Below are 15,059 nucleotides of genomic sequence, written 5' to 3' on the forward strand. Positions count from 1 at the left end.
CAGACTCGCGGATTACCAGCCGCCGGATGCGCCGCCGCCACCGGAAGAACCGCCGCCGAAGGAGCCCCAAGAGCCGCCTCCGCCTGAGCCGCTGTTGTTGTTGTCAGACCAGTTGCTAGAGTTGTAATTCGATGCTAAATAAGCGGTAGTCAGGATATCCCCATTGCCGGAATACAACGTGTCCCCGATCAAGACGCGTCCAAACATCTTCCGTTCTGCCCCCGGATTTTTCAGTAATCTACCTTGGATGATCGCCCGTTTGATTCCACGTACAGACAATCCGACCATCAAGCTGCTCAAAAGAATTTGATACAGCGCCGAATGTTTGACCGCCCGCAGCAAGTCCTCATCACTGGCAAGTGTCGCCGTATCGGATTCATAGGTTTTATAATTTTCCTTCAAGAACACTCTCGCCCGTAAAAGATTGACCAGCATCAGCAGTCCCACGACTGCTAACAGACCAAGCACAACGATCCCTGACCAATGGAGGAACATGAGCTGTGTCCGCTGGCTCTTGATGCCTTTGATCTGAGAATCCACCAAAGCGGTCTTCGTGTTCATGATCCCAAATACCTCGTCCAGCACTTGGTTGACCCCTTTGTCATAATCTTTGTCTTTAAAGGCATCCACCACATCATCGTCATTAATGATGTCATCCGCTTTCCCGTCTGGGATCAGCCCTTCAAACCCATAGCCGACTTCCAATCGGAATTTTCGTTCATCTAAGGCGATCAAGTATAAGACCCCATTGTTCTCGGTCTTATCCCCGATACCTAACTGATTGAAAATCGTATTTGCGTAAGATTCGATGTCTTCTCCGCGAGGCAGCTCAGGGACCGTCACTACTTCAAGCTGTGCCCCATTCGTACTCGCTGCCAATTGTTTATTCAGATCATAGATTTTTTGCTTCGTTTTCTGACTCAGCATGTTGGCATTGTCAGAAACAAAAATATTGTTTTTATTGATGGTCAAATGACCGTCTGTTCCTTTGATCGCCACGTCATAATTATCGGCCTGTTTTGGATACTCCTTCAAGTTTGCCAAATTCTCATCCAGCGTCGTTTTGAAGGATTGGCTGACGGTGACTTTTTTACCAGACAAAATATCTTCTCGCTCTTGATCTAACGTCGTCAACTGCTGATCATAACCCGCTTTTTTCTCGCTGTAGTCCTTCCCTGCAAACAGATTGAACAGACCAAACCCGCTAACCAGCACAACGATGATCAATAGGAAAGAAAAGACCCCGTTGCGTTTGCGCAGCTTGCGGTAATTCTCGACGACTACCTGATGGAGCCTCTCTCCTGAAGTACGCTGTTCCCTTCTCATTTTCCCTCACCCATTCTTATTGAAAACTAACATCTGGCACTTCTTTGGCCTTGTCATCGGCTTTGAAATTCGCCTTTTTATCGAAGCCTAACACTTTCGCTGCCATATTTTTCGGGAAGCGAACCAAGCGTTGATTGTAGTCATTGACTTGGTCGATGTAGTTCTTCCGTTCAACAGAGATTCGGTTTTCTGTGCCTTCCAACTGGACCATCAAGGTTTTCACATTTTCATTTGAAGCCAGTGTCGGATAATTTTCCTGAATGACATTTACCATCGTACCTAAACTTTGGTCGATTTGATTGTTCGCTGCGTTCTTCTCAGAGGGCGTTTTTGCACTATTATAAGCTTTACGCGCATCTGTAATTTCCTTAACGATTTTTTCTTCATGATTCATGCTGCCTTGCACGCTGTTCACTAGATTCGGAATCAAATCTGCCCGCCGCTGCATCACATTTTCCACCTGCGACCATTTTGCATCCACGTTATTTTCTTCTGAAGCCAACGAGTTGTATGTCGTTACCAAATACACGCCGATTGCTAGTATGATCACGCCTATACCAACAATGATACCTGAACCTCTTCGTTTCATTTTTATCCCAACCTTTTTCTGATTATTTTATTTTTTGTGATTGAGCTAATTATATCACTCGGGAAAACCTGCACCTCAGACTTTCGACTGATTTTTCAGCTAAGCGGTTGACAATATAGGTTTATGGCTTTTCTTCACGTCATTGGAGAACGCTTTCGTTGGTTTCATTTTACTTGAAAGAAAGAAACGTGGCTATTTTACTGACTTTTCCTGTAGGATAGCTCGACCTTATTTTCTTTTCTTTTTTCTCTTGCCGCTTGTCTTACTGCTTCTTTTGCCGCTATTGGTTTTTTGCCTTCTCAAGAGCATCTCTTTGTTTTCTTGTTCTTTCTGCTTTTCACTTTTCGGCTTGCGAAAATCCACCGGCTTTTTCTTCCCTCTGGCGATCGCTGCAACGGCGGCTTCTGCAAGCTCATAGGTCTCTTGATCAACGAATTCCTCTTCAACTGCCACGGCTGTTGCGGCTGGGGCCGTGTCCTCAGTCATAGCTTGCTGCGGCAGCATTTCCCCATGCGTCACTGGACGTTTTTTCGTCACTGCTGGTTTTTGACTCGGCGCTTTTGGCGCTTCTGCTTGCACTTCTGCCACTACCTCTTCTTGCGCTTCTTCATGGACCATATCCACACTCGTTTCAAAGCGTTTGCATCTCACGTATTCCGCAAATTGACGGGTGCCATTCGTTTCCAGAATCGTTAGACTCGTCAACACCTTCAGCAAAGCGGCCGTGTCATTTTCCGATCTTGCTGCATCGACATCACGCAAGGTCCATGTGTGCCGTTTGCCCTTCGCGTCTTTGAAAACGGAAGTAAGATTGAAGACGGAAACGGTGTTCGTGTCGTGCCGCTCGCGTTTTTCTGTCAAATAAACGTTGATCTTCTTCACAGCTTTTGCTGCGGCATGATACTCCTGCTGCTGGTTGAATATCCGGGCGACGATACTGCGCCATTCGCTTTCGTCAAAAAATACTTCGAAGAACGGGCTGAAGCGGCGCATCGTCGGATCAGCAGCTTTTGTTAGGAACAGTTCGCGGATCAGAGGAATCAGCGGCTGCGTAAATTCCTCCCTGCATAACGCCTGACGAACCATGATCGCGACGAGGCATTCAATGATAAACGCTGTATTCTGCGTTTCTTGGTAAGAATCCTGTACTCTTTTTGCCAAGCTTTTTGGTTTCATCGTGAAAAGTTGTCGTTTTGATAATGGTTTCGTCTGCATGTGTCCTCTTCTCCTTTTCGTTCTCGCATACTCAGTCCTGCGAGCGCTTTCTTTGATAAATCTAGAATACCGCTATTCTTAAAAAATACGAATTCTAAATAAAGTATTTTTTTTATAAAAAGGAATAAATAACAATGATTTTATTAACGGACTGCTTTTAGGGACTTGGAAATCAAAAAAAGTTCTCATCCCCATCGGACAAGAACTTTCCTTAACGCGAGGTATCGCTTAACGCACGACGACCGCATATTTTTTCAAATTATAGCTTGCTTCAAACTTATTGGCTGCGACCCAATACTTCCCAGCGTTAGGATCTGAAACATGGTACGTGTTGCTGTTTTGATTGTACCCGTCTAAGGTCATGATGTGGGCATTATTGATCCCTGTTCCCCAGAAATAGTTGCCATATTGCGGGCCGGCAAAGTTCAGTGTTACATATACCACGACTGGATTGCCATTACGCAATTCTTGTTTCAAGGTGTTTGTCGAGCTGCCGGAAATATTCGCGACCTTGCCGTAACGACTGCCCCAGCTTGCTAAAGGCGCTGGAAAGATCGACTGATAGACATTGTTCATGACGATATCCGGACGACCCGCGAAGCCGTGATTCGGATTGTTATCCGCGGCTAACGGCATCTCTTTGATAAAGCTTTTCAGATTGTAGTTTCGCGCGTACCCTTTCGTCTGCAATGCCTGCAACAATGCCGCCGCTTCACAGCCCATCGGCAGCCCTGCGGAATTTTGATTGATGTAAGGCGCGTTCAACAATACATAGTCCGATCCGTTGCCCTGAAGCCCGAACCAAGCGATCCCCTCATCACGCCAGCCGGCACGCTTCAAGTCGTCGCGTTCATACGCATAGAGCGTATAATGGTGGGAGCCGCTTCGTGCGTTGGGATTGTATAAGCGATACAAGGGCGCACCGCTGCCTGGTGAATACCACGAAATCCCTTCGTAACGCCAACCTGCGCGCTTCAACGTATCCCGTTCCCCCGCGTTCAGGGTGTAATGATGATCGCCCGCATTGGGATTGTACAAGCGGTACACTGGATTGCCGCTTGTGGGCGCATTCCAGCCGATCCCCTCATAGCGCCAGCCAACTCGGGTCAAATGATCCCGTTCATTCGTATTCGCCGTATAAAAATGTTCGCCGCTATTGGGGTTATACAGCCGCGACATGGCAACGCCGGCAGCCTTTGCAGAAACGGGCAGACAAATCAGTCCTATCAACAAACCAACAAGTAAACCAATCCTTTTCATTTTCCTGTCCTCCAATTTATTAAGCTCACTAAAAAATAACGTGTCAAATCGCATTCTAATCAAAAATTTTTTTCTACTTTCTTGATTATAGCATCTCTGACGTGAAATCCCCCGACCGTTTACTCCACTCGCAAATAAATTCGGTGCACTGCTCAATTTCCTCCGAAGCTTTGGCTTTTCGTTTAAGCAAATAGAAATTCCGTTTAAAACTGTCATCTAATACTTGATACGAAATCCCCTTCGCCGCCCGCTCTGAAATCAAGGAACAACCAAACCCCTGCTTCAAAAGACTGACGATGATCCCGTTATTCTGGATCTCCATCACCGGGTCTTTGATATCCTTCTCTTCTAAAAAACGCTTCGTATAATAGTAGACTCCAGATGAATTTTCCCGCACCAGCCATGGACCTTTTTCCGTATCGCCAGCCAAAACCAGCTGATCCTCCATCAAAGGGAATCGCTTGATACTTACCGCAGACAGCGGCTTTTCAATAAACCCCAGATCCACCGAATGATGCTCTGTTGCCTGTAGGACCTCCAGCGAATTCATCATTTGAACACTGAAGCGAATTTGCGGAAATTTTTGATGCAGCTCGATCAAAAGTGACGGCAGCATATAATTCGCAAACGTATGGGAGGCGCCGATCACACAGCGAACGATCTGCTGCTGATTGGTCTGAACCGCCTGATAAAGATTCTCCCAATCGTCGATCAAATCCACGACCCGTTCGTACAAAATATCCGCTTGCGGTGTCACCAATACTTCCTTCCGCCCGCTGCGTATAAAAAGCTGTGTCGTCAACTCATTTTCCAACTGCTTGATTTGAGAGGAGACCGTTGGTTGGGAGATGAATAAAATCTCTGACGCCTTTGAAAAATTCCTCGTTTCATAAACAACTTTGAAGGTTTCTAACCATTTGAACATCGCAATCACTTCCATTATGTTTTTCTATCTAAGCTATTATATCAATAAATTATACTAATGGAAGATGTTCTGTATAATATATTCCGTCAAGAGCAAAAAACGCGCGTATTTTCGCTTTTATAATCAGCTATTCTCAATTTTTGAAAAGCGACCAAACAAAAAAGGAAGATGAACATGTCTACTCATACAATCATAAAAATAAAAACATTGCTCCCCGGCTTCGGCTTATCTCTCGCTGTTGCTGTCGGTGCGAAACTGTTAGCGCTCCTGCTCCCGAAACTCGGTGCAGCGACGTTAGCGATCCTGTTAGGGATACTTTTAGGAAACACTTTTTTTAAGCAGCCCAGCTTAGCCAGCGGAACCAAATTTTCTGAAAGCCGCCTGCTGGAATATTCAGTCGTCCTATTAGGCTTTACTGTGACCTTCCAAACCATCAGCCAAATGGGGCTCAAAGGCCTGATTTTTATCGTGCTGATGATGACTACCGTGATCATCGGTGCCTTCACGATCGGCCGCAAGTTAGGCTTTAATGAAAAAATGGCCCTGATGATGGCTGGTGGGAATGCCGTCTGCGGCTCCTCCGCGATCGGTGCGATCGCACCAAGTATCGAGGCAGATGATACAGAAAAAGGCCAGATCATCACCCTCGTCAATTTACTCGGAACGGTGATGATGCTGACCTTGCCATTTCTCGGAATGCATCTATTCGGAAACGCCCTGCTCTCAAAAAGCGCGTTGCTGGGGGGCACCCTTCAATCGGTCGGGCAAGTCGTTGCCGGCGCCAGCTTGATCAATGGCGAAACCGTCAAATTCGCGATGCTTTATAAGATCACACGAATCATCTTTTTAGTCGTCGTCGTCTTTATTTTTGAACAAAAAGTTCGTCGTGACGGTGTCGTAACGACTACATCCGCTAAAAAGAAATTCCCGATCCCTTGGTATGTGCTCTGTTTCCTGATCGCTTGTATCGCCAACAGCTTCTTTCCACTACCCGCTTTTATCAACCAAGCGGCGCACTTTATCAGTACCTGGTTTGAAACGATCGCCTTGGCAGCGATCGGCCTGCGATTGGATTTCAGAAAATTCCTAAAGGAAGGTCCCCGTTTCTTGATTTACGGCCTGTCCGTCGGCGCTGTCCAAACCATCGCCGCCTTGCTGTTTATTTTCTTATTGCATATCTAATAAAAACAGAGCGGGATATCCCGCTCTGTTTTTTTATTCATCCACTACCGCTAAGATCTCCACTTCCACCAATGCACCCTTGGGCAAATCAGCGACGCCCACACAGGAGCGGCTCGGTTTTTCATTGTCGAAAAAGCTCGCGTAGATTTGATTGAATGTCGCGAAGTCGGAAATGTTTTTTAAGAAACAGGTGGTTTTTACTACCTGATCATAATCTGCCCCCACAGCCGCTAAAACACCGCCGACATTGCGCAGCACTTGATACGTTTGATCCTCGATGGTTTCACCAACCAATTCACCGCTTGCCGGGTCCAACGCGATCTGCCCTGACGCGTAAAGCATCCCGTTCACAACTTTCCCTTGAACATACGGCCCAATTGCTTTTGGTGCCTCCACTGTATCGACCGTATAGATCGCCGATTCTTGAAAATTCACTTTTTTAACGTTGTTTTCCATCTTTCCCACTCCTTTTTTAATTACGATCAACAAACCATTGGTTCGCTGTAAATCCTTTCGCTTCCTCACGGCAGCGAATAGGGCTGACAGCGGATGCTTCATAAAGAAGTCCTTTTTTGTGCCCTATCCTCCAGCGGCTCTGACTGACGAAACAGTCCCGCTGGATGAATAAAAAAAGCACCTCACTAGAGTTAGTGAGATGCTGGAGAATCCCACTCAACAAATGTCAAACAGGACTTCAAACTGTTTTTTTCAAAACCAGTCTCAAGTCCTAAGCCTAATAATAATGATCATTTGCTTCGTAGTCGTCGCGTTCATAGAAATTCTCCTTTTTAAAATTAAATTTAAATGACATTTAAATTAATTTATGATTGCAATCATAACGGAGGTTCTTTTAATTGTCAATGAGTTTATAGAATTTTCTGACACTTTCTCTCTCATTTTTGTAAGTTGATTGTTCGTTCAAAACATGGTGCTCCACGTTTTTTTTCGATAAAGTGAGATTATTGAAAGAGAGGGGTTTTTTAATGCACAAAGGTATGACTGGTTTTCAGTTGAAAGTTATCGGGGTCGTAACGATGGTGATCGATCACCTTGCGGAATTTTTCCTGTTTTTAGGTATTCCCATGTGGTTCCATTGGATCGGGCGGATCGCCGCACCGTTGTTCTTATTTGAAAGTTCAGAAGGATTCGTTCACACGAGCAATCGTAAAAAATATATGTTCCGTTTATTAGCAGGCTACTGGTTGATGGGGATCATCAATCAAATCTTGAACCATTTCTTTACTATTGGCGACGCGATCGTCATCAATAATATCTTCGGCACGATCTTCCTAGGCACGGTCTACATGCAAGCCTGTGAGTATTTTAAAAAGAGAAATATTGGAAAAGGGCTCCTTTGGTTCCTTGTTCCGACGCTTCTAAGTGTCTTTACACTGATGCTGTTATCTAGCGGGACTCTTTTTGAATCAAAATGGGGCATGCTGTTTTTCCAACTCTTCACCATGATCGTCCCAACAGTGATGCTGACAGAAGGCGGCGTCTTGTTGGTTCTGCTAGCCGTATTGTTCTACCTGTTCCACGGAAAGAAAGCTCTGCAAGTGGCATCATTGATCATCATTGCGATGATCACGCTGATTTTTGGCGGCGGTATTCAATACGCCTTCACCTTCAACTACCAGTGGATGATGCTGCTAGCCGCTATCCCAATCATTTTATACACTGGTGAAAAAGGCCGCGGAATGCGCAATTTCTTTTACATTTTCTATCCCGCACACATCGCATTGTTCGCGATCATCAGCTTTTTGATCCAACGATAAGCTTGACCTTCGATATAAAAAGCTTTACAATGCTCCTTGTGAATAAATCGTACAGATAACACGCACGACGTGTCGAGAGAGAGGCGGTTTCTATTAATTTAGAAACCCCCTCTCTTTTTTTGTCAGTTCTGCTTTTTGCAGGATTCTAAAGCGTGCTCATTATTCTACATTGATACCTAACATCTCAATACGTGATGTCTAGCAGAATGATAGGCGTGATGAGGATCAACGGTTCTTTTTTCGGGTTTTGAAAAAAGAACACTCCTTTTGACGAATTAGCTGCAAGTCCAACGTGTCGGTATTCATTGGCCCTATCAAAATACATCCTGCAAACCGGGAACAGCGCTCCCCAGCCAAATCCCTACATCCCGCGGTCGTCGTAGGGCGTGTTATCTATCGAAATAAAGTGAGGTTATTACATGAAAGAAAAGAAAATCCATTTGTTGTTAGCGGTCCTTGCCACAGGGATCATGTCCTTTGCCGGTGTGCTGATCGAGACTGCCATGAACGTCACGTTCCCGACACTGATCAAGCAGTTCGGCATCTCTACCGGTATGGTGCAGTGGGTCACGACGATCTATCTCCTAGTGATCTCCATCATGGTGCCTTTTTCCAATTATTTATTGAAGAATTTTTCGATTCGGAAATTATTTATCGTTGCCAATCTCTTTTTTATTGCAGGATTAGTGATTGATCTCTGGTCGCCTTCCTACAGTATTTTATTGATTGGACGTCTATTCCAAGGGGTCAGCACGGGAATTGCTTTGCCCTTGATGTTCCATATTATTTTGAATTTCACGCCTATGCACAAGCGCGGGACCATGATGGGGGTGGGAACATTGACCACGTCCATCGCGCCAGCGATCGGCCCGACGTATGGAGGGATCATGACTGCGAGTCTTTCGTGGCATTCGATTTTCTTATTCCTGTTGCCGGTATTGGCGATTTCATTGGTTATCGGACTTTATGCGATTCCTGAGATGCCTGTCAAAAAGCGGGGCACATTGGATTTTGTCAGTCTGATCGGTGTGGCACTGCTCTTCAGCGGCCTGCTGATGTTCTTGAATCAAATCGGCAGCATGACCAGTCTCCTTTCGTTAGCGATCGGTCTTGTCGGACTGGTGATTTTTTACCGACAAGCAACACGAGGGAAAAATCCGCTGGTAAGGATCGACGTATTGAAGAACCGTGTGTTTGTTTTATTTTTATGCGGCTTTTTAGTCTGTCAGTTCTTGCTCTTGGGGATCTCCTTTGTCTTGCCAAACTTCATTCAGATCGTTTTAGGCAAAGATGCCTTTATCGCAGGACTTGTAATGATGCCCGGTGCAGCTGTTGGCGCGCTTTTGGCCCCTATCTCTGGCCGTGTTCTTGATACCTTTGGTCCGAAAAAACCGATCCTGCTTGGCTTGAGCTTCGCTACGATCGGTTGGATCATTTTGACCGTCTTGTTACGTTCTCCGCTGCTCCTTGGATTTGTTGCAGGGCACGTCTTTTATATGATCGGTATCGGTTTTTCCTATAGTAATTTGATGACGACGGGAATGAATCTGCTCTCAGAAGAAGCCTATGGCGACGGCAATACGCTGTTCAATACCCTTCAGCAATTTTCTGGTGCAGTGGCTACAGCGATCGTTGCCACCATCATCAATTTGGCACAACAATCGCAACCGGACTTTATCGCCGCGACCGTGACTGGCTCACAGATTTCTCTGCTTTTCTTATTGGCTTTGTTAGTCCTCGTGCTTATCGCGTGCGTCCTTCATTTCCGCAATGAACCAGCAGTCGATTAAATCAATGGAAAGAAAACGGGCGAATCTTCAATGAAGGTTCGCTCGTTTTTCTGTTTTATCCTGTTAAACTGAAGGTATCACGTTTGGAGGGAGCACCTATGACATTAGGAACAAATTTTTTTACCGCTCGCAAGAAGCAAAGCCTTTCTCAAGAGGACGTCGCAGAACACCTTGGTGTCAGCAGACAAACCATCTCGAAATGGGAGCTGGATGAGACACTGCCGGACATCAATCAATCGAAAAAGCTGGCCGCCATCTATAAAGTTTCCTTAGATGAATTGATTGAATTTGATCCTGATTTGAACGACATCAAAGAAGTGATCGCAAAGACTAGTGAAGAGAAGCAGCAAAAAATCGACTGGACGTCGGTATGGTCGGAGAAATACCCGATCCTGGGAACCTATCAAAAGACCGTTGATTTGAATGATTATGTTCCGAAACTGATCGACCTGCTTCACCGTTTGAAAAAGGATTATGGCTACAACGACCAAGATGCCTTCCTTGTATTGAAGGATCTCTTGGCCCACGTTTGGAAAAACAACTAGCAAAGAAGCCGTGACTCAAAAGTCACGGCTTTTGCTTATTCTTCACATTCTGTCCCTTGACTTATGGTCACTGGGGATTCGCTTTTTTTCACTTGGAAGATCAATAGAATCGCCAGTAAAACGATCCCTGCACCAAAAATCGGGGTATAGGCGATCCCCATGCTGCCGGTGACTTGCGCACCGATCGTTGAGCCTAAGGTGATCCCGATATTGAAGGCAGCAATGTTCAAAGCAGAAGCCAGCGTGATATCTTGAGGCACGTATTTTTCCGCTAACTGCACGACGTACAATTGCAGGCCTGGAACGTTCATGAACGCGAACAACCCTAAAAGCAATGCTGCAAACAAGCCTAAAAGGCTGTTGCCAACCACGATCGTCACAAATAAAAAGACCAAAGCTATCATCAAAAGGCCAAACATCTTGATCAATGACGCGAGGGGCTTTTCATTCGCGAAATGTCCGCCGACGGTATTGCCGATCGCCACCATCACACCATAAACGATCAGAATAATCACAACGGCACTCGCAGAAAAACCAAAGCCTTCTAAAATCGGGGATAGGTACGTATACGCCGCAAACGTACCGCCGTATCCAAAGGCTGTGATCAAGAAAGACATCACCAACGGTTTATTCGTAAAGATCCGAGCAAACCCCTTCAAATCGACTTTACCAGGAATAGGTAAATGACGCGGTACCAAGAAACTGCTGGCGATCAAACCAATCAGGCCGATTGCCGCGATAAAGAGAAAGGACATGTTCCAGCTTGTTTGCTGTCCAATAAAGGTTCCCAAAGGCACCCCTGTTACAGTCGCTACAGTCAAGCCAGTAAACATGATGGCGATCGCACTTGCCCGCCGTGAAGGTTCAACGACATCGGCAGCGATCACGGTTGATACCGACATAAAGATCCCGTGTGCCAACGCAGCTAAAATACGCCCCAATAATAATATCGTAAAGGTCGGTGCAAACGCGGCTAACACATTCCCGCTGATGAACAACAGCATGATCCCCAGCATCAAGCTGCGGCGATTCCATTTCCCTGTTAAAACGGTGAGCAGCGGCGCACCGATCGTCACGCCTAGCGCGTAAAGGGAGACCGTCAGTCCTGCTTGCGCCAAGGTCACATGGAAGCTATTGACGATCATCGGCAACAGGCCGACGCTGATAAATTCGGTTGAGCCGATCGCAAAGGCGTTGATCGCGAGGGCTAATAGCGTGAAGTTTGGTGAAATTTTCTTTTCCATTTTGTTCCTCCTCAGAAAGGTTTTACGAAGTCTTTCGCACTGGCAAAGCACTGACGCGCGTTCGTGAAACCAGACATCAAAAAATATTTGTAAGCTACGAGAAGATACTATATACTGTTGATGATCTTTTGATAAGTACCCACTTTTTTGTATTATAGGTACCTTTTTGTAACTTTTGGATAATATCAACGTTTTTTAGGAGGAATTTTTTTGGAGAATCGTGCATATATGATCGGTGTAGAAGCAACAATGGATGTCATCGGCGGCAAATGGAAGCCTATCATCCTTTGCAACCTACGTCACGGACCGATGCGGCCCAGTGATTTGAAACGGAGTATCACAGGGATCAGCCAAAAAATGCTGACGCAGCAGCTTCGTGAATTAGAAGAGGACAACATCATCGATCGGAAAGTGTATCAGCAGGTCCCGCCAAAAGTGGACTATTCCTTGAGTGAATATGGCCGCAGCCTCTCCGATATTTTAGACAGCCTATGCAGTTGGGGCGAGCATCATGTCGCTCACCTGCAAGATCAGGGGCAGGATGTTTGCTTGAAGGCCAACTAAAAAGCCGTTCCTCTTTTTCACGACGGCACAAAAAAACAGACCCGCGCCGCAAAAAGCAGCGTGGGTCTGTTTTATTAAACCATCAATTGGAAAACACCATAGGCGATGATTCCGCCGATCATAGGACCTACGACAGGTACCCATGCATAGTGCCAATCGGAGGTTCCTTTATTGGCGATCGGCAAAATAGCGTGGGCCAAGCGAGGACCTAAATCTCTGGCTGGATTGATCGCATAGCCTGTTGGTCCTCCCAAGGAAAGACCGAGTGCCAAGATAAGACCGGCTACGGCAAAGATATTCGTTCCAGGTGCGAATGATGTTTGTGTGAATGCAAACAGTCCTAAGACCAAGACAAACGTACCAATGATCTCTGTTATTAAGTTTGCAGGATACCGGCGGATCGCAGGTCCCGTCGCAAAGGTTCCTAAAATCGCTGCCTGATCCTTCGTGGCTTCCCAATGAGGCAAATACGCTAACCAGACAAGTGCGGCGCCGACAAAAGCACCCGCCATTTGCGCGACGATAAAGGGAACTACTAAGCTATAAGAAATCGAACCATTCAGCGCCATCGCCAAAGTAACTGCTGGATTCAAGTGTGCAGGCCCCATGAAGCCGGAGATATACGCCCCCATCATTACCGCCATTCCCCAGCCCATCGCAATCACGATCCAACCGGAAGCCTGCGCCTTACTCTTATTCAGATTTACCGCTGCACAGACACCGTCACCTAATAAGACTAAGATCATCGTGCCGATAAATTCACCCATTACCTGTGTCATATCACCGCTCATTTAGTTGTTTCCTCCTGTCTTTAGCTGGGTCAGATCTGATTCGTCGATCGCCGCAGCCAATTGTGCAGCGACCTCTGCTTTTTCCGCTTCTTCCCATTCGAAGTAGGCGGCCATCGCATCAAGGACTGGTTGACGCAGAGCATCTACCGTATCTCTTTCAAATAAAAGATGATTGGTCCGACGCAATAAATAATCTACGGGAGTTAAGACCATTTCTTCTTCCATGCCATAGCGCAAACGCGCCGATTCAGCCAGACTCATTCCCGGATACGCGTCCATTTCTTTTGCCAACTGGAAGATCTTGCTGGCGTTCGTGCCGTAAAAATCAGCGATATACGCGGCCTCTTCCTCTGAAAGACCTGCAGCAACGCCGATTTTGGCTTGTTCAACCACCATTTCAGCTACTTTGGTAGGATCAAAATCCCCACCGGAAACGGCATAGGTTTTTGAATCCACTTCTTTAAAGGTCAAGTCGTAGTCTTCCTGCAAGAGCTTGCGGATCAATTCGATGGCACCGGCTGCCATTTTACGATAATCCGTGATTTTCCCTCCTGATAAAGTGATCATGCCATCGGGTGCCTGCTCCAAAGAACTGCCGCGAGAAACCGAAGAAGGTGCCAACCGTTTTTCTGCACGACTGCTTTCAAGGTTGTTCAATACATCCTCTACTTCATCTCGGGTCGCTTTGCCATCTTTATAATCCGTCACTACGTCCACGGCTTGTTGGAAGCTTTGGGTCGAGATATTTCCGTTATCGCCGCCATTGTAGTCTGATCCAGCATTTCCGATCAGCAATGGCCGCAGTCCTGCCCAGCTGCTCTCGATATCTTGGAGCGTCAGCTTCGCTTCAGGATAACGGTGGTTGATGACTGTCAGTAAATAATCCACGTCTTCTTGCGTGACCTTCGGATCGACATAATCTCCTTGGTAATCCGTGTCCGTCGTCCCAAAATAAGTTTTGTTTTCCCGCGGGATCGCAAACACCATGCGGCCATCATTTTGAGCAGTATCAAAATAGGTCGGCTGAGGAACGGGTAATTTCTTTGCATCGACCACTAAATGAACGCCTTTTGTTGGACGCATTTTAGGCAAGATAGGCTGCGTAAAATTCATGTTGCGAACTTTATCGACCCATGGACCACTTGTGTTGATCACTAATTTGGCGTGGATCTCGATCGTTTCGCCCGTCAACAAATCGCGCGCTTTGACGCCGATGATCTTATCCCCTTCATAGAGGAAGCCGACTGCTTTCATTTTGCTGACCATGTGACCGCCATCGGAAGCGGCTTGCTTGATATTTTCGATCACCAACCGTGCGTCGTTGTTCCGAAAGTCCAAATACACGCCTGCACCTTGAAGCCCTTCCTTCTTGATGAAGGGCTCTCTCTCCAATACTTCTTCCGGAGTCAATGTGTAATTTTCAAAGTTGGTTCCCTTCACATTGGCTAATTGATCGTAGATGTCCATAGCGACTTTGACTGAGAACATGCTGAAGGTCGTGGGTCCTTCGTCATTATAGATAGGCAAAAGCATGGGATCAGGTTTCGGAATATGCGGAGCGATCCCTTGAACGATCGCTCGTTCCGTGACCGTATCTGCGACCACTTCTACATCAAAGTTCTTCAAATAACGAATACCGCCATGGACCAGCTTCGTGGAGCGTGAAGAGGTTCCCTCTGAAAAATCCTGCATTTCGATCAGCCCGGTCTTCATTCCGGCTGCGGCTGCTTGGATCGCGACGCCCGCACCTGTGATGCCGCCGCCGATGATCAATAGATCCATTTCTTCCTTTTTAAGGACTTGAATACTTTCTTTACGCGTTGCTTTTGAAAATGACATTTCGTTCACTCCTC

Annotated in this window: 14 protein-coding genes; 5 read left to right on the forward strand and 9 right to left on the reverse strand. The window is 46.3% G+C overall.

From position 1 onward, the window contains the following. Positions 1-12: 12 nt before the first annotated feature. The 5 genes from I592_RS14660 to I592_RS14680 form a co-directional block, all read right to left on the reverse strand. Complete coding sequence (locus tag I592_RS14660; RefSeq protein WP_010779433.1) at positions 13-1,326, reverse strand: TPM domain-containing protein; 1,314 nt, start codon at positions 1,324-1,326, stop codon at positions 13-15. A 16-nt stretch (positions 1,327-1,342) separates the two neighbouring features. Then, positions 1,343-1,915 carry a LemA family protein gene (locus I592_RS14665; protein WP_010779432.1) on the reverse strand — a complete coding sequence of 191 codons (573 nt, stop codon included), beginning with the start codon at positions 1,913-1,915 and terminating at the stop codon, positions 1,343-1,345. A gap of 228 nt (positions 1,916-2,143) precedes the next feature. Then, the gene (locus I592_RS14670; RefSeq protein WP_010779431.1) at positions 2,144-3,130 is read right to left on the reverse strand and encodes a hypothetical protein; all 987 of its coding nucleotides are present in this window, start codon (positions 3,128-3,130) and stop codon (positions 2,144-2,146) included. A gap of 228 nt (positions 3,131-3,358) precedes the next feature. Further along, positions 3,359-4,390, reverse strand: coding sequence for a C39 family peptidase (locus I592_RS14675; RefSeq protein ID WP_010779430.1), 1,032 nt, complete (start codon positions 4,388-4,390; stop codon positions 3,359-3,361). Positions 4,391-4,475: 85 nt separating this feature from the next. Further along, positions 4,476-5,315, reverse strand: a complete 840-nt coding sequence (locus I592_RS14680) for a LysR family transcriptional regulator (protein WP_010779429.1) — start codon at positions 5,313-5,315, stop codon at positions 4,476-4,478. 174 nt (positions 5,316-5,489) lie between these two features. Between I592_RS14680 and I592_RS14685 the strand changes: the two genes are divergently transcribed. Then, a complete protein-coding gene (locus I592_RS14685; protein WP_010779428.1) occupies positions 5,490-6,497 on the forward strand; it encodes a YeiH family protein in 1,008 nt (335 codons plus the stop codon). Positions 6,498-6,530: 33 nt separating this feature from the next. Here the strand turns inward: I592_RS14685 and I592_RS14690 are convergent, their stop codons facing one another. Further along, a complete protein-coding gene (locus I592_RS14690) occupies positions 6,531-6,953 on the reverse strand; it encodes a RidA family protein (protein WP_010779427.1) in 423 nt (140 codons plus the stop codon). A gap of 527 nt (positions 6,954-7,480) precedes the next feature. On the opposite strand from I592_RS14690, the gene I592_RS14695 reads away from it, so the two are divergent. The 3 genes from I592_RS14695 to I592_RS14705 all read left to right on the forward strand — a co-directional run bounded on the left by I592_RS14695 (position 7,481) and on the right by I592_RS14705 (position 10,607). Next, positions 7,481-8,272 (forward strand): TraX family protein, encoded by a 792-nt coding sequence (locus I592_RS14695; RefSeq protein ID WP_010779426.1) that lies wholly within the window; start codon positions 7,481-7,483, stop codon positions 8,270-8,272. A gap of 419 nt (positions 8,273-8,691) precedes the next feature. Next, on the forward strand, positions 8,692-10,062 hold the full coding sequence (locus I592_RS14700) for an MFS transporter (RefSeq protein WP_010779425.1): 1,371 nt from the start codon (positions 8,692-8,694) through the stop codon (positions 10,060-10,062). Between the two features lie 98 nt (positions 10,063-10,160). Beyond that, positions 10,161-10,607, forward strand: a complete 447-nt coding sequence (locus I592_RS14705) for a helix-turn-helix transcriptional regulator (RefSeq protein ID WP_010779424.1) — start codon at positions 10,161-10,163, stop codon at positions 10,605-10,607. 35 nt (positions 10,608-10,642) lie between these two features. Here I592_RS14705 and I592_RS14710 read toward each other — a convergent pair whose 3' ends face one another. Then, a complete protein-coding gene (locus tag I592_RS14710) occupies positions 10,643-11,851 on the reverse strand; it encodes an MFS transporter (protein WP_010779423.1) in 1,209 nt (402 codons plus the stop codon). A gap of 210 nt (positions 11,852-12,061) precedes the next feature. On the opposite strand from I592_RS14710, the gene I592_RS14715 reads away from it, so the two are divergent. Then, the gene (locus tag I592_RS14715) at positions 12,062-12,415 is read left to right on the forward strand and encodes a winged helix-turn-helix transcriptional regulator (protein WP_010779422.1); all 354 of its coding nucleotides are present in this window, start codon (positions 12,062-12,064) and stop codon (positions 12,413-12,415) included. A 74-nt stretch (positions 12,416-12,489) separates the two neighbouring features. On the opposite strand, the gene I592_RS14720 is transcribed toward I592_RS14715, so the two are convergent. After that, positions 12,490-13,206, reverse strand: coding sequence for an MIP/aquaporin family protein (locus tag I592_RS14720; protein WP_010779421.1), 717 nt, complete (start codon positions 13,204-13,206; stop codon positions 12,490-12,492). Beyond that, on the reverse strand, positions 13,207-15,045 hold the full coding sequence (glpO, locus tag I592_RS14725) for a type 1 glycerol-3-phosphate oxidase (protein ID WP_010779420.1): 1,839 nt from the start codon (positions 15,043-15,045) through the stop codon (positions 13,207-13,209). Between the last annotated feature and the right edge of the window lie 14 nt (positions 15,046-15,059).

The organism is Enterococcus gilvus ATCC BAA-350 (assembly GCF_000407545.1).
Classification (GTDB): domain Bacteria; phylum Bacillota; class Bacilli; order Lactobacillales; family Enterococcaceae; genus Enterococcus_A; species Enterococcus_A gilvus.